General features: G+C 64.4%; 15 protein-coding genes and 1 pseudogene. 8 read left to right on the top strand and 8 right to left on the bottom strand.

Annotated features, from left to right (window positions below):
* Positions 1–29 precede the first annotated feature (29 nt).
* Both LY632_RS13460 and LY632_RS13455 read left to right on the top strand, forming a co-directional pair.
* Entirely contained in the window at positions 30–1,085 is a 1,056-nt protein-coding gene (locus tag LY632_RS13460; RefSeq protein WP_234091635.1) for a methyltransferase domain-containing protein, read from the top strand.
* Positions 1,085–2,122, top strand: coding sequence for an SDR family oxidoreductase (locus LY632_RS13455; RefSeq protein WP_234091634.1), 1,038 nt, complete (start codon positions 1,085–1,087; stop codon positions 2,120–2,122). Before LY632_RS13460 ends, LY632_RS13455 begins: the two co-directional genes overlap by 1 nt.
* Here the strand turns inward: LY632_RS13455 and LY632_RS13450 are convergent.
* The 3 genes from LY632_RS13450 to LY632_RS13440 are packed head-to-tail and all read right to left on the bottom strand — an operon-like array spanning position 2,104 to position 4,752.
* Entirely contained in the window at positions 2,104–2,829 is a 726-nt protein-coding gene (locus LY632_RS13450) for a glycosyltransferase (RefSeq protein ID WP_234091633.1), read from the bottom strand. The genes LY632_RS13455 and LY632_RS13450 overlap by 19 nt on opposite strands.
* Complete coding sequence (locus LY632_RS13445; protein WP_234091632.1) at positions 2,826–3,404, bottom strand: TIGR04282 family arsenosugar biosynthesis glycosyltransferase; 579 nt, start codon at positions 3,402–3,404, stop codon at positions 2,826–2,828. The genes LY632_RS13450 and LY632_RS13445 overlap by 4 nt, the downstream gene beginning before the upstream one ends.
* Complete coding sequence (locus tag LY632_RS13440; RefSeq protein ID WP_234091631.1) at positions 3,397–4,752, bottom strand: MATE family efflux transporter; 1,356 nt, start codon at positions 4,750–4,752, stop codon at positions 3,397–3,399. The genes LY632_RS13445 and LY632_RS13440 overlap by 8 nt, the downstream gene beginning before the upstream one ends.
* Positions 4,753–4,867: 115 nt before the next feature.
* Here LY632_RS13440 and LY632_RS13435 point away from each other — a divergent pair, with 115 nt between their 5' ends.
* Both LY632_RS13435 and LY632_RS13430 read left to right on the top strand, forming a co-directional pair.
* The gene (locus LY632_RS13435; protein WP_234091630.1) at positions 4,868–5,635 is read left to right on the top strand and encodes a class II aldolase/adducin family protein; all 768 of its coding nucleotides are present in this window, start codon (positions 4,868–4,870) and stop codon (positions 5,633–5,635) included.
* A 26-nt stretch (positions 5,636–5,661) separates the two neighbouring features.
* Positions 5,662–6,207, top strand: a complete 546-nt coding sequence (locus tag LY632_RS13430; protein WP_234091629.1) for a (2Fe-2S)-binding protein — start codon at positions 5,662–5,664, stop codon at positions 6,205–6,207.
* 239 nt (positions 6,208–6,446) lie between these two features.
* Here the strand turns inward: LY632_RS13430 and LY632_RS13425 are convergent, their stop codons facing one another.
* Positions 6,447–8,561, bottom strand: coding sequence for a TonB-dependent siderophore receptor (locus LY632_RS13425; protein WP_234091628.1), 2,115 nt, complete (start codon positions 8,559–8,561; stop codon positions 6,447–6,449).
* Between the two features lie 143 nt (positions 8,562–8,704).
* Here LY632_RS13425 and LY632_RS13420 point away from each other — a divergent pair.
* Positions 8,705–9,046: pseudogene (locus tag LY632_RS13420) on the top strand (arsenate reductase family protein); the annotation flags it as partial.
* A 3-nt stretch (positions 9,047–9,049) separates the two neighbouring features.
* On the opposite strand, the gene LY632_RS13415 reads toward LY632_RS13420, so the two are convergent.
* Complete coding sequence (locus LY632_RS13415; protein ID WP_234091627.1) at positions 9,050–10,438, bottom strand: MFS transporter; 1,389 nt, start codon at positions 10,436–10,438, stop codon at positions 9,050–9,052.
* A 108-nt stretch (positions 10,439–10,546) separates the two neighbouring features.
* On the opposite strand from LY632_RS13415, the gene LY632_RS13410 reads away from it, so the two are divergent.
* Positions 10,547–11,188 carry a class I SAM-dependent methyltransferase gene (locus tag LY632_RS13410; RefSeq protein WP_370636538.1) on the top strand — a complete coding sequence of 214 codons (642 nt, stop codon included), beginning with the start codon at positions 10,547–10,549 and terminating at the stop codon, positions 11,186–11,188.
* Positions 11,189–11,191: 3 nt separating this feature from the next.
* Here the strand turns inward: LY632_RS13410 and LY632_RS13405 are convergent, their stop codons facing one another.
* The gene (locus LY632_RS13405) at positions 11,192–12,019 is read right to left on the bottom strand and encodes a hypothetical protein (protein WP_234091626.1); all 828 of its coding nucleotides are present in this window, start codon (positions 12,017–12,019) and stop codon (positions 11,192–11,194) included.
* A 71-nt stretch (positions 12,020–12,090) separates the two neighbouring features.
* On the opposite strand from LY632_RS13405, the gene lipB reads away from it, so the two are divergent.
* The gene (gene lipB, locus LY632_RS13400; protein WP_234091625.1) at positions 12,091–12,750 is read left to right on the top strand and encodes a lipoyl(octanoyl) transferase LipB; all 660 of its coding nucleotides are present in this window, start codon (positions 12,091–12,093) and stop codon (positions 12,748–12,750) included.
* Positions 12,747–13,058 (top strand): hypothetical protein, encoded by a 312-nt coding sequence (locus tag LY632_RS13395; RefSeq protein ID WP_234091624.1) that lies wholly within the window; start codon positions 12,747–12,749, stop codon positions 13,056–13,058. The genes lipB and LY632_RS13395 overlap by 4 nt, the downstream gene beginning before the upstream one ends.
* Here the strand turns inward: LY632_RS13395 and LY632_RS13390 are convergent.
* Positions 13,055–13,948 carry a CoA ester lyase gene (locus LY632_RS13390; protein ID WP_234091623.1) on the bottom strand — a complete coding sequence of 298 codons (894 nt, stop codon included), beginning with the start codon at positions 13,946–13,948 and terminating at the stop codon, positions 13,055–13,057. The genes LY632_RS13395 and LY632_RS13390 overlap by 4 nt on opposite strands.
* Entirely contained in the window at positions 13,932–15,041 is a 1,110-nt protein-coding gene (locus LY632_RS13385; protein ID WP_234091622.1) for an alkene reductase, read from the bottom strand. The genes LY632_RS13390 and LY632_RS13385 overlap by 17 nt, the downstream gene beginning before the upstream one ends.
* Between the last annotated feature and the right edge of the window lie 120 nt (positions 15,042–15,161).

Here is a 15,161-nt window from a genome sequence, read left to right as displayed (position 1 = left end):
ATATTCGCAGCTAGGGGTCGAACGGTTTCATGAACATCGAGAATTCGCGCGAGTATTACGGAAAGGTCCTGACCGGATCGGCCGACCTCAAGACCGATGCCTGCTGCACCGCCGAAGCTCCCCCGCCGGAAATCTTGGCCGCGATGCGCAATGTCCACGAGGAAGTGCGGGCGCGCTATTACGGCTGTGGCTTGGTCACGCCGCAGGCGATCCAAGGGTGCCATATCCTCGATCTCGGCAGCGGCAGCGGGCAGGATGCCTATATCCTCGCGCAACTGGTGGGCGAACACGGCAGTGTGACCGGGATCGATACCACGCCTGAACAGCTGGCGGTGGCCAACGAACATCTCGAATGGCACCGCGAACGCTTCGGCTATGCCCGGTCCAACGTGCGCTTCCTCGAAGGCGATATCGAAAAGCTGGGTGATCTCGGCCTGCCCGCGGGACATTTCGATGTCATCGTCTCCAATTGCGTCATCAACCTGGTGGCGGACAAGCAGGCGGTCTTCGCCGCCGCGCACCGGCTGCTCAAGGAAGGCGGTGAGATCTATTTCTCCGACGTCTATGCCGACCGCCGCGTGCCCGAGGCGCTGCGGACCGATCCCGTGCTGCACGGCGAATGCCTGGGCGGGGCGCTCTATTGGGGCGACTTCATCGCGCAGGCCAAGGCAGCGGGTTTCGCCGACCCGCGCCTCGTCACCAGCCGTCCGCTTGGGATCGGCGACAAGGAGGTCGCGGCCAAGCTCGACGGAATCAATTTCTATTCCGCCACCTACCGGCTGTTCAAACTGGCGGACCTCGAGATGCAGTGCGAGGATTATGGCCAGGCCGTCCGCTATAAGGGCACCGTGCCCGGGCAGGAGCGCGTGTTCGAACTCGACGGGCACCACAATATCGAGGCCGGGCGGATGTTCCCGATCTGCGGCAACAGCTGGAAGATGCTGGCCGATACCCGCTTCGCCGGACACTTCGAATTCTTTGGCGACTTCGCGCATCACTATGGCGTGTTTCCCGATTGCGGGGTGGCGGTGCCCTTCGGCGCGGGGGAAGGTTCGGTGCCTGACAGTCCGGCTGCCTGCTGCTGATGCATATCCTCGTCACCGGGGCCGCCGGGTTGATCGGTGGCGAAGTCTGCGCGCGGCTGGCGCAGGCGGGGCACCGGGTTGCCGCTCTGGTGCGCTCGAACCCCGCCGTACTGGCGAATGACGGCAAGCCTGCTGCCGTGGCCGAGGTGCTGACGGGTGACCTCTCGCAGGAAAGCATGGGTCTCGACCCGGCGTTACTCGAGCGGCTATCGGGTGAGATCGACCTCGTCCTCCACTGCGCCGCGCTGACCCGCTTCGATCTGGAGGAAGAGGCCTACCGCGCCACCAATATCGACGGCACCGCCCGCGCACTGGAGCTTGCGGGTCGGGCGGGGGCAGGGTTCCTGCATGTCAGTACCGCCTATGTCTGCGGCGATCGCTCCGGCCCGATCGGCGAGGACGACCCCCTGCCGACCGGCGGCTTCACCAACGGGTACGAAGCGAGCAAGGCAGAGGCCGAAGCATTGGTCCGCGCCAGCGGGGTGCGCTTCGCCATCGCGCGTCCGAGCATCGTCGTCGGCGACAGCCGCACCGGCGCGATCCGCCAGTTCGACACGATCTACGCCGCTTTCAAGCTCATCGCCGAGGGCCGCGTGCGGCACATGCCGGTGAGCGAGGGGGCGACGCTCGACTTCGTCCCGCTCGATCACGTCGCGGCCGGGATCACGGCGCTGGTGGAGCGGTTCGAGGAGGCGCAAGGTGGCGCCTACCATCTCGTTTCGGGCGGGCCGGTGCCGGTCGAGGATTTTGCGGCGGCGATCGGCAGCTTCAATCACTTCAGTGCACCGGTTCTGGCCGATGCGGCCACATTCGACCCGGCTGTGCTCCCGCCGCTGGAGCGAAGGCTCTACAAGCGGGTTGCGGGCCTCTACGCGGCCTACTTTCAGCGGGATCCGCGTTTTGATAACGCAAAACTACGGACAATGACCGGGCTGGTACCGCCGGTGATGGATCAGGCCATGCTGCGCAAGCTGATCCAGTACTGCATCGATGCGGGTTTCCTCAGCGCGCCGGAGCTTCAGCGGACGTCCGGATAATCCCTGGCCATCCGCTCGCGCAGGCCCAGCGCCCACAGAATGCCGACCTTGAAGTAGATCCAGTTCGCCTTGAGCGGGCCCCATGCGACGATCCGCCTGTCCGACGTCCGCACGATGCGGGGGACCATCCTGATCTTCCCCAGTCGGGCGAATTTTACGCAAAGATCCGCTTCCTCCATGACTGCGTCGCTCGGCGTGCAGCCGCCGACGGCAAGGAAATCCACCCGCCGGAAAAACATCGCGTGGTCGCCGAACAACAGCCTTACCCCGCGGAAGAACAGATGTGGCCGGGTGATCAGCGGGGCGTACCAGGTCTTGATGAAGTTGTGCGCACTGGTGAACCAGCGGGTCTTCTCGCCGGTTATCAACGGTGTGAAGCTGGCGAGGGCGATGCGATTGTCTTCCAGCGTGTCGCGGATCACCTGCACCATGTCGGCAGGCGGGATGGTGTCGGCGTGTAGGATACACACCAGCGGCGACTGCGACGCCGCGACCCCCGCGTTGATCTGCACGGCGCGGCCTTTTGCGGTCTCGAGCAGGTGCCAGCCCGCTCCCCGGACCAGTTCGCGTGTCCCGTCCGAACTGCCGCCATCGACAGCGATCACCTCATCAGGTTGCGGCACCAGCCCGCGCACGACTTCGACCAGCGCAGGCAGCGCCTTCTCTTCGTCGAGCAGCGGGATCACCAAAGCGACCGACTGGTTCACGGCAGGAAGTCCGGCCAGTCGGCGAGATCCTCGGCGGTATCGATGTCCGACAGTTCCGGCATCACCGCAGGCCGGATGCCCTGTGCGACGAAGCGCCGCAGCGTTTCCTCGAATACTTCCGCAGTGCTCCACGGCATGTTTTCGAAGGCGAAGCGGGCATCGCTGTTGTAGCCGAGCAGGTAATACCCCCCGTCGCTTGCCGGACCGATCACCATCTCTTCGGTCGCCAGCGTGTCATGTGCGGCCCACAGGTGTTGCGGGGTCAGGCCGGGACAATCGCTGCCGATGACGATGGCGGGAGCCGATACCCGTGCGAGCTTGTCCGTCAGGTCGCCTTCGCCCTGGTCCACGACAATCAGTTCCTCGCCAAGCGCCGATCGGAACACGTCCGGCTCCGCACCGGTCACGCGCAGTTCGAACGGGATGCCGCTCTCCCTCGCAACCTTGATCGTATGTGCCAGCAGCCTGGCATAGATTGCTGCTGCGCCAGCCGGTCCGAAGTCCGGGATCAGCCGGGTCTTGGCTTTGCCCGGCTCCGGCCAGCGGCAGAAGATATGCAGGCGGATTTCAGGCAAGCGATGGCTCCGCCATCGGGGCGCGCAACAGCCGCCAGACCACCAGCGAGGCCACTATCCCCCCGAACAAATTGGCTGCCAGTTCAGCCGCATAGATCGCGTCCGCGCCCCAACTGCCGCGCAGGAACCAGGCGAGGGGTAGCATGACCAGAAACACCCTGGCGCAGCTCTGCATCAGGGCAAAGCTAGACCGGTCTATGGCATTGAGCGCGCCATTGCCGACGATCAGCACGCCGAAGCCTGCGTACCCCCAGGCTGCGATGGAGAGATAGCGCCCGAATTCCCCGACCACAGCCGGGTCGTCGCTGAAAACCTGCCCTAGCCAGCTTCCGGCAAGGATGAGCACCGTGGCCGTGGCCAAGCCCCATCCGATGCAGAACAGGCCAGCGTATAACGCCGCCTGCCGCGCCCGGTCGTATTGCCCCGCCCCCCAATTCTGGCCGACGATCCCCCCGATCGATCCGGACAGCGCCAACAGCGGGACCAGCGCGAAGCTCTGCACGCGCGCTGCCGCACCGAAGCCTGCTACCGCATTGGCACTTTCGGTGGCGACCAACGCGGTAAGCACCGAAAGCCCGATCGGATTGATGGCATTGGACAGGGCGGCGGGCCCTGCAACCCGCAAAATCGAGCGCAACGGGTCCAGCGGCGGGGTCTCGCGGAGCAGCGAGAAATCGACGGGCAGCAGCGTGCCGCGCATCAACCGCAAAGCGACCATCATGCCGACGACCCAGCCAGTCAGCGTGGCATAGGCCGAACCTGCAATGCCGAAGCCCTCGAAGTTCCCCGTACCTGTAACCAGGATCGGGTTGAGAACCCAGTTCACCACCGCATAGGTGATGTTGATCGCGCTCGTCCGGCTCGCTTCTCCTTGGCCGCGCAGGGCGCCGCTCATCGCCATATTGGCAACCAGCAGGGGAAATCCCAGCGCATAGGGCAGGATATAGGCCTCGATCAGCGGCAAATGCTCGTCGCCGGCGTTCATCAAGCGGAACAGCGGCTCGTGCACCGCATAGAGCGCGCAGCCTATGACCGCGCCGAAAGCGATGGCCATGGCGATCCCGAAATTGGCCCGCTGCGCTGCCTTGGCGGTGTCACCTTCGCCCAGCGCTCGGGCGACGACCGAGGAAATCCCGACCATCACCCCGACTCCCAGGCTGGCGAGGGCTACATTGATCGGGAATATGAAGCTGACTGCGGCCAGTTCAGTGCTGCCCAGTTGGCCGATATAGTAGGCATCGACGATCCCGATCGACATCATGGCCGCGACGCCGATGATGCCCGGCAGGGTTTGGGAGACGAGATGGCCGGGGATGCTCCCGCGCGTCAGCTTGGCGTTCTCGCTCATGTCCGCGGGCCTAGCTGGCAGCTTGGCGCGGGGAAAGCAGAAATAGGCGACCGGCGCTTGTCCACGGGACGCGAGTCATGCGATATGCGCAGCAACCGAATTGAGGAGAGAGCCCATGGCCACCCAGCGCAAAGCCGATTTTCCCTGCACCGACGAAGAGTGGAAGCTTCGCCAGGATCTCGCCGCCTGCTATCGCATTTTCGACCACCTCGGCTGGGGCGAATCCATCTACAACCACATCTCGGTCAAGATCCCGGGGGAGGACGACACCTTCCTTATCAACCCGTTCGGGCTGATGTATGACGAAGTGACCGCCTCGAACCTCGTCAAGATCGACGTGGAAGGCAACAATGTCGGCCCGTCGCAATATCCGGTGAACAAGGCCGGCTTCACCCAGCACGGCTACTTCCACAAGCATCTGGGCGACAGGGCGGCGGCGATCTGCCACGTCCACACCACGGCGACGATGGCCGTGTGCAGCCACAAGGGCGGCCTGCTGCCGACCAATTTCTACGCCTGCAATTTCCAGGGCCAGATTGGCTATCATGATTTCGAAGGTGTGACCGTGCGCGCCGAGGAAGGTGAGCGGCTGGTCGAGAACCTCGGCCAGCACAGCATCCTGATGCTGCGCAACCACGGCCCCGTGGTGATGGACAAGACCATCCCCGGCATGTTCGTGAAGATGTGGGCGCTCCAGCGCGCCTGCGAAATCCAGGTCGCGACGCTTGGCATGGGCGATCCGCTGTTCGTGCCGGACGAAGTCGTTGCGGTGCACCAGCGTGACCTGCACGTCGTTGGGGAACAGGGCGGCCCGGCCGGCGCGTTCGACTTCGAGGCATGGAAGCGCCGGATCGACAAGATCGATACCAGCTGGCGCAACTGACCGGCTGAAGCAGGAAACGCAGCGCGGTGTCACGCCTGACGGTCAACGACCGCCCGGTCGAATACGAGATGGATCCGCAGACGCCCCTGCTGTGGGCGCTGCGCGATGCCTCGAATCTCACCGGAACGAAATACGGTTGCGGCAATGGCGATTGCGGCGCCTGCATGGTGCTGGTGGACGGCGCCGCGCTGCGTTCCTGCCTGATTACCCTGGCCGAGGTCGAAGGTCGTTTCGTCACCACCATCGAAGGTCTGAGCCGCGACCGGTCGCATCCGGTGCAGCAAGCGATGGTGGCCGAGCAGGCGATCCAATGCGGGTTCTGCACCCCCGGGATCGTGATCGCTGCGGCGGCGCTGTTGCAGCGCAATCCCGCGCCGACCAGGGAAGAGGTCGGCGAAGCGATCCCGAATATCTGTCGCTGCGGCGTCTATCCCCGGCTGGTCCGGGCTGTGCAGCGCGCGGGGCGTGTGGCTTTGCGGCAGGAAACCATCAGCGCTGCGCCGGCCCCGGGCATCGATCCCGCCGACGCGGCCTCGGCAGTGCCGGCCATGGCACCGCCGACGGACGAATAGCTGCTAGCGATTGGCCTCCGAATAGGCCATTCGGACATTGCCCGTCTGGTTGCTCGATTGCTGGCCCAGCGCCTGACGGGCATCCAGCACCGCCGGCGAAATGACGTCCGCAGCAATGGCGAACTCGCCAGCGGGGCTGTTGTCCCGACCCCTGAAAAGCTTCTTCCGCTTCGGTCATCTCCCCCGTTCCCCGAGGGAGGTTCTAGCTGCCTACGGTTGGTTTGGCGTCAATCAGCGCATTACAACCTGATCCGGACGCCGACCCGGGCACTGAACGGCTCGGCCGGCTGGATGTTATTGTCGCCATGGGCGCTCGGATAGTAGCTCTCGTCAAACAGGTTTTCGATGTTGAGCTGGACGGTCACACTCTCGCTCAGCTGGTAGTAGGCAGCGGCATCTACTCGCCAGAAATCGGGCAGCGTGACCGCGTTGGAGAGGCTGGCAAACTGTTCGTCCTGATAGATCAGGCCCAGGCCGACGCTGAACTTCTCCGTCAGCTCGACATGGTTCCAGGCGGTGAACTGATGCTCGGGCAATTGTTCGAGTCTGCGTCCGGCAGGGGCGCTGCTGGTGCTGCTCCGGATCTCGCCGTCGAGATAGGTGTAGCCGATATTGGCCTGCCAGCCGGGCAGGATGTCGCCGACCAGGCTGAGTTCGATGCCTTTCACGCGGCTTTCGCCCACCAGTTCGACCAAGGTCGGATCGGTGGGGCTCGGACCCTTGGTGTTGGTCCGGTCGAGTTGGAACAGGGCAGCAGTGAGGAACAGCTTTGGATCGATCAGCCACTTGGCGCCAATCTCGTAGTTGGTGAATTTCTCCGGCTCGAACGCCTGGTCGTTCGGAGCGATCAGGAAGAACTGGTCACCCGCCTGCGGCAGGAAGCTGGTGGCATAGCTGGCATAGAGCGACAATGATTCCATCGGCTTGACGACCAGGCCGACGCGCGGACTGACCTTCTCGTCGACGCGGATCGTAAGCATTCCAGCCAGGTTGGTGGTTTCGAGGTCGAACCGGTCCCAGCGCAGGCCGGCGATCAGTTCGACATGGTCGCCGAAAGCGATCTGGTCCTGGATATAGGCCGACAGGACCGAGAGCTTGCTGTTGTTGGCGCGGTTCGGGGCCGCCAGTGAGAACGCGGGGATGGTCAGCACATCGGCCAGCGGCACATCGACCGAACCGGTGAAGGGGCCGGCGCCTGTGCCGAACCGGACGTTGCGGCGACCGTTGAACGAATCCTGCCAACTTGCCTCGACGCCGGCGAGCAGGGTGTGCCCGACACCGCCGGTCTCGAACTCGCCAACGAGGTTCGCCTGGGCAATCAGGTTCTCGCGATCCTGGTAATCCTGATATCCGGACAGGCGGACCGTCGTGCCATCGGTGGTTCCCGGAACGAGGTTCGCATAGATCTTGTCGTAATTGGCATACTGGACTGCCGCATTGACCGACCACCCCGCACCCAGACCCTGTTCCAGCCGTGCGCGGGCAATGTGGGCCTCGTTGCTGGCCCGGTTGAATTCCGGGTCGCCGAAGAAGGTCCGATCATAGCCGCCGAGGGGCAGACCGTTGAGCGAAGGCAATCCGCGGTCGGTCACGCGACTGTCGTCATCATAGGTGTAGCTGGCGACCAGCCGCGTGTCGGGACCGAGCCTGGCGGTCAGGGTCGGGGAGATGCCGATGAAACGCCCTTCGTAGAAGTCGCGGTGGCTGTCGAATTCCTCGTAGGTTCCATTGACCCGGATGGCGACAGCGTCACCCAGCGGCTGGTTGATATCCGCTCCGAGGTCGAAGGCGCTGAAGCTGTCGGCAGAGGCGTTGAGGCCGATCTCGCTTGTCCCCAGCTTGGCGCTTTTGCTGACGCGATTCACCACCCCGCCGCCGCCGCCGCGCCCGAAGATCAGGGCATTGGCGCCCTTGAGCACCTCGATCCGTTCGACATTGTAGAGCGAGCGGTAATACTGCGCATCGTCGCGCAGGCCGTCGAGATAGAAATCGGCGGTTGTTTCCTGACCACGGATGAAGATCTCGTCGCGATGGCCTTCGCCCGTCTCCAGGCTCACCCCCGGGACATACCGGAGTGCTTCGCCGAGCTGCGAAATGCCTTGGTCATCCAGCTGATCTTCGGTGATCACCGCGACGGTTTGCGGCACGTCGATAAGGGGGGTGGGGGTCTTGGTCCCGCTCGATCCGTCGGTCGTGGTGTAGCCGTCGGCGCTGCCTACCACGACGATCATTTCAGGGAGGTAGTCGCGCTCCGGACCGTCTTCTGCAGCAGCTTCATTCGCGATGGCAGGGAATGGCGCAACCAGGAAGGCGGTGCCGGCGAGAAAGATGGCGCGGTGGGAGAACAGGGACATGGGATGACTTTCTTGCGAATGATTCTCAACGTGGAAGGGTCGTTATTGCGAATAATTCGCAATTGCAACCACAGAAGTGCCCTTGGCGAGAAAATCGCTTGTTGCTAGCGGATCGGCCAATCCAATCGATCCGGGAACCGAGCATGAAAGCGACCATCTGGCACAACCCGAAATGCGGCACTTCGCGCAAGACACTCGCGATTCTGGAGAACCTGTCGCACGTGGAGTTGACTGTGATCGAGTATCTCGAGAACCCGCCGAGCCGCGACAAGCTGGCCCAGCTCTATGCCGACGCCGGGATGACGCCCCATGAAGGCCTACGCCTGCGCGGCACCGATGCGGAAGAGCGCGGCTTGCCCGATGCGGAAGCCGATGCGGTGCTGGACGCGATGGTAGCCGATCCGATCCTGATCAACCGCCCGCTGGTCGAGACGGAGAAGGGCGTGCGGCTGTGCCGACCGCAGGACGTGGTGCTGGAAATCCTCTGGCTAACTTCGATCGCGGGTCAGGAACTCGTCGCTTTGCAGCGAACGGCTGCCGATCACGAACACAGCGATGCAGAATCCCATGATGACGGCGAAGCCGAGCCAGTCCGAATGGCCGTAGAGCCACACCCCCAATGCCGGGGCATAGATGTAGCTGGCACCATTGATCGATGCGACCTTGCCTGACACCTGCCCCTGTTCGGGCCGGGTAACGGCCAGCGACGCGCCGGCGGTGAATCCGGGCCGGTAGAGTCCGAAGCCAAGCGATGCCACGGCAAAGCCGAGCGCAATGGCGTGCAGATCAACCGCCACGGCGACAATGGCCACGCCTACCAGGGCCAGCAGCATGCCCCACAATGTCGATGCGCGCGGACCCAGTCGCAGCGTCGGGATCAAGCCCCATTGGGCGAGCAGTGTGGCAACAGCCCCGACCATCAGCACGATGCCGACGGGGCCCGCACCTGCCTCGGGCGTCGCGCGCAGGTCCAGCCGGTCGAGCACCAGAAACCCCGATATACCGAGGATCATCGCCTGCGCATGCCCGCCCAGCAGCCCGGCCACCATCCACGGCATCAGTCGCTTGTCGGTCCATTTGAGATCGGGCGGATCGGCTTCTTCTGCAGCCTGCATCTCGCCGCTGTCTTCGATGTCGTCCTCGTCGCGATCTTCGTCGCGGACATGGCGGGCCGCACCGCTGCCGAACGGCGCGTCATAGGTCTTGCCACGCGCGGCGAACTGCGGCTCGTCGTCCGGGAGGCGCAGCCGCAGCGCTATCAAGACGCCGACGGCAAAGAGCGCAAAGGCGAAGAAGGGGCCGGTCAATCCGGTGCCCGGGAACAGCAGCAGTGGCGCCAGCGCCGGGCCAAGCACCGTGCCAAGCCCGAAGCTCGATGCGACCAGCGCCAGGGCCTGCGTCCGCTCGCTGCGCGGCGTGCGGCTGGCGACATACGCCTGGACCGCAGGGGGCGCAGCGGAACCGAACAGCCCGTAGAGCGAGCGGCACAGCGCAAACAGCACCAGCGTCCACAATGCGCTCAATACACCTGCTAGGCCCAAGTGGAGAGCCAGGCCGCATAGCGCCATCGAACTGATGAAGCCGACCATGCCCAGCGCCATCATCGCCTTGCGACCGCGCTTGTCCGACCGCTTCGCCCACATCGGGGCGCACACCACCCACAACAGCGCCGACCAGGTGTAGGCGAGGCTGATCCAGACGTCGGCCACGCCCAGCTCGGTCCCGATCGAAGGCATGACCGACTGCATCGCGGTGTTGCCCGCAGCGGTCACCAGCATGACCATGAAAAGCAGCACCAGCCGACCCCTGGTGATGGGCGAGCTAGCCGTTTCGAGCGGCGGCGGGGGCACGGAAGGGGAGGGATCGGCTTCGGCCATGCTGCTCCGCTACGCCTGCCGCAGCGCGGTTGCAATGGGGCGGTGAAGCTGCCAATTGTTGCGAACGAAACGGGTTGGGCATGTCGCCCGCTACGCCGGAGAATCGGTTTGAACGACAATACGACGCGCGCGATCGAACGGTTGCGCGACAAGGTCCGCCAACGCCTGGGTCACATCCTCGGGCAGTCGGAATCGCAGTGGGCCGTGTTCTTCCAGGGCTTTCTCGAACATCCGCGCATGGTCGGCTCGATCATCCCGTCCTCGCGCTTCACTATCGACAAGATGCTGGGCCCGGTGGACTGGGCCAATTGCAACCTGTTCGTCGAATACGGCCCCGGCGTCGGCACCTTCTGCCTGCCGGTGCTGGAGCGGATGAAGGGCGATGCGCGGCTGATCGCGATCGACACCAATCCGCTCTATGTCGATTTCCTCAATCGCACGATCAAGGACAGCCGCTTCACCGCAGTGCTCGGCTCGGCCGAGGATGTCGAGGCCATTGTGCGGATGGCCGGGCATGACCATGCCGACTTCATCCTGTCAGGCCTGCCGTTCTCGACCTTGCCCGGCGGGGTTGGCCCCCGGATCATCTCGGCAACCCATCGCGTGCTTCGCCCCGGCGGGGCGTTCATGGCTTATCAGTTCACCGCCGCCGTGCGTGACCTGATGCGGGCGGACTTCCGCCGTATCGACAGCGGTTTCGAGTTCTGGAATATCCTTCCGTGCAAGCTGTTCTGGGGCTGGAAGGACTAGCCCTCAGATGACCCAGCGGTCGTCCTGAGTGACGGGCGGCTTCTCTTCGCCGGCCAGCTGACGGTGGATGGCCACCTGCACGCCGACATAGATCGCAAAGTAGCTCGCTATCGCCGCGCCGGTGACGAGGGCGAAGCCAAAGCGCGCGGCTTCCGGCCCCATCAGCCCGAACACCAGCGTAAACATCAGCACCGCGACCAGCCAGACGATCACGAAGGCCGCGATCAGCAGGATGAAGAAAGCGAGCAGCCGCATGGCGTTGCCTTCCGTCAGCTGCCATGCGCGCCGCAGCACCTTGAACGGGTTGAACTGCTTCTCGATCGCCACCACCGGGCCGGTCAGCAGGAAACGGATGGTCAGCCAGATGGTGACGAACAGACCCGCCAGCGAGACGAGCGCGCCGATGGCGGTCCCCTCGGTCAGCCGTGTCGGCAACCCGACCACGACCAGCTGGATGATCTGCACCAGCAGGCTGGAGCCGATGAACGGCAACAGCGCCTTTGCCCCAAAGGACAACGCCTCGCCCACGGTCGGTCGCGCGCGGCTGCTCAGCAGGCGATAGAGTGCCAGCATGCCAACGATTTGCAACAGGGTCGCAATCAGCAGCGCCCACCAGATATCTTTCAGGACCGCATTGATCATCTTCGCCATCGCTTCAGGGTCACTGCCTGCTCCGGCGAAGGCCGGGTCCTGGCTGAAATCGGGCAGCAGCAGGATCAGCACGGCGACGGGCAGGAAAAAGAATACCCCCGCGACAACCGCGACCATTCGCCGGTTTTTGCCGAGTACGGCGGTGGCCTGATCCCAGGCCTTGCTCATGTCGAATTTCACTGCCGCTGCCTTCGCAAATTGATTGTCAGCCCTTGATAGTCGCTTCGACAAGCGCCACGCAATGACCGACTATGGCTGAGGGCACTTCCGATATCGAATGGCGGCTCGATTCCGCGCCAGTGCCCTATCGCACGGCGCTGGACGCAATGGAGGCACGCAATGCCGCCATCGCCGCAGGTGAAGCGCAGGAGCTAGTCTGGCTGCTCGAACACCCGCCGGTCTATACTGCCGGGACCAGCGCCGATGTGACCGAATTGCTCGACCCGCGCTTCGAAGTGGTCGAGGCCGGGCGGGGCGGGCGCTACACCTATCACGGACCAGGCCAGCGGATCGGCTATGTCCTGCTCGACCTGGGCCAGCGCGGCAAGGACGTGCGCCGCTTCGTCCATGCGCTGGAGGACTGGGTCATCGCCACCCTGCGCGGGTTCGGGGTGGAAAGCTGGTCGGTCGATGGCCGGGTCGGTATCTGGACCGCCGACATCGACGGGCGCGAGGCCAAGATCGGGGCCATCGGCGTGCGGGTGCGGCGCTGGGTTACGATGCACGGCTTCTCCGTCAATCTCGACCCGGACCTGGCCCATTTTGCCGGGATCGTCCCCTGCGGGATCGAAGAATTCGGCGTCACCAGCCTCGCCCGTCTGGGGATCGCCCTTGCGCCGCACGAGTGGGATGCGGCATTGCGCGCCGAGGCACCGCGATTCCTCGCCGCGCTCGAAGGAGAGACTGCATGATGCTGCGCCCTGTATCCGTCCTCGCTGCCACATTGGCGCTGGCTGCTTGCGGCTCGGACAAGGCTCCGGTTGCTGCCGAAGGGGCAAACGCGCAGGGCGAGATCCTGGGCGGGACAATCAGCGACGCCATGCTGCCCCTCGACGAACTCGAATCCGAGTCACCGCCGATGAAAGCGGCAGCGGGTGAAGGCGGCGCGGCCAGCAACGGTACAGCGAAAGACGATTCTGCCGACGAAGCGACCGACGATAGCCGCGACGCGGAACCGGCAGAGCCCGCCGAAGCTGCGGAACCCGCCGAAGAAAGCTAATCGTTGTCCAGCAAGCGCTTGGCGCGGTCCAGCCCGAACCGGTCGACCGAACGACCATCGACGGTCACGACCTGCGCTTCGGGGTGAAGTTCGAAGCCTGACAGCACCGTTCGCGCCGCCACCCGCTCTTCCTCGGTCGGAGCGAAAATCCGTTCGATCACTTCAACCTGGGCAGGATGGCGCGCCATCATCGCATCGAAGCCGTTCATGCGGGCGCGCTGGATCGTCGCCTCCAGCGCATCGGCGCGCTTCACCATGCCGCTGGGACTTTCGATCGCCATCAGCCCGCGCGCCTTCGCCGTCAGCAGCAATTGCGCGCGGACGGCACGGATCGCGTCATTGTCCGCACTGGCCATGTGCGAGGCTGCGGCAAGCGCCTGCGAATCCCACCCAAGCCCGATGATGCGCGGATGCGGATCATGCGCGAATTGCGGGATCAACAGTGCCGCCTCGGGTGCATCGCCGACTTGCGGGATGATCCGAACCGAATTGTGCTGCAGGCTGTTACGCTGTTCCAGCTCGTATATGTCCGCCGCCAGCATCTGGACCTGCTGCGGCCCCATCGCGCGCGGCAGGACGATACCGTCGGGCTTGCCTGCCAGCGCGGCGTTGAGGTCTTCCTTCCAGTGCGGGCTGCCGATCGGATTGATCCGCACCCAGCGCACGAAGGTCTTCTTGTTGGTCAGCTGGTGTTCCTGCCGCAACAGGAACTGGTAGGTGTTTTCGCGCGCGGCAGTCTTCTGGCCTTCGCTGACCGAGGCGAGGTCAAGCACAACCGCGCCTGCCCCGGCCGCCGGCACTTTGGCCAGCTTGGCCTCATTGTCGGCCGGGACGAGCAGGAGCGAGCGGAACGGCATGGGGAGGAGCCAGCGATCAGGCGACCGCCGCATGTTCCTCTGCCAGCGTAGGGTAATCTATATAACCTTCCGGAATCGGGAAGTACCAGCTCTTGGGCACATCCCTGTTCGGGTTGAACGGCGCGCCGACGGCAATGCGTTTTTCCAGGTCGGGGTTCGAGATATACGGCCGGCCGAAGCTGATCGCGTCGGCCTTGCCGCTGACCACATCGGCTTCCGCCTGGGCTGCATCGTAGTCCGAATTGAGGATCAAGGCACCCGAATAGATCGAGCGGATCAACGGGCTCTGTTTCGGCACATCGGTTTGCCCGAAGGTGCCGTCGGGCCCCGGTTCGCGCAGTTCGACGAAAGCGAGTCCGAGTTCCTCGCACACCTTGGCCGCAGCGCCGAAGGTGGCAGGCGGGTTGCTGTCGTCGCAGCCCTGCGTCTCGCCATTGGGCGAGAGGCGGATGCCGACGCGGCCCGCGCCCCATACGTCGATCAGCGCTTCGAGCACTTCGCGCATGAAGCGGGTGCGGTTTTCCGGCGAACCGCCGTATTCGTCGTCGCGGTGGTTGGTCCCGTCGCGCAGGAACTGGTCGACGAGGTAGCCATTGGCGCCGTGCAGCTGGACGCCGTCGAACCCTGCCTTCTTCGCCTGGGCCGCAGCATTGTGATAGTCGGCCACGGTGCGCTTGATATCGTCGAGCGTCATGGCACGCGCGGTGGCGTATTCCTGCTTGCCGACGGGCGTATGCGCTTCGCCGGGAGCCTTGGTGGCACTGGCCGAAACCGGCGGCTGCCCATCGAGGAAATAGGGATGGACGATCCGGCCCATGTGCCACAGCTGCATGACGATCAGACCGCCCTCCTCATGCACGGCCTCGGTCGAGAGCTTCCACGCTTCGGCCTGCTCGTCGCTCCAGATGCCGGGAGCCGACGGCCAGCCGAGTCCTTCGCGGCTGATGCCGGTGGCCTCGGTCAGGATCATCCCGGCGCCCGCACGCTGGCGGTAATAGGTCGCCATCAGTTCGTTGGGCACGAACATCGGTTCCGCCGCACGGCCACGGGTCAGCGGGGCCATGAAGATCCGGTTGCGCGCTTCGAGCGCCCCCATTTTCAGCGGCTGGAAGAGGGCATCATGCATCGGGCAATGTCTCCGCATTTTCTTTTTCGATTTCGTGAATTGCGGCTAGGGCAGCGGCGTGAGCGGCGCAACATCAGAAAAAGTGACAGGGGGTGTAGCAGCGCCGCAGTGGGTGCTGTT

Origin of the sequence: Erythrobacter sp. SDW2 (assembly GCF_021431965.1) — a bacterium.
GTDB lineage: Bacteria > Pseudomonadota > Alphaproteobacteria > Sphingomonadales > Sphingomonadaceae > Parerythrobacter.
This window is presented reverse-complemented; position numbering and strand designations above follow the sequence as displayed.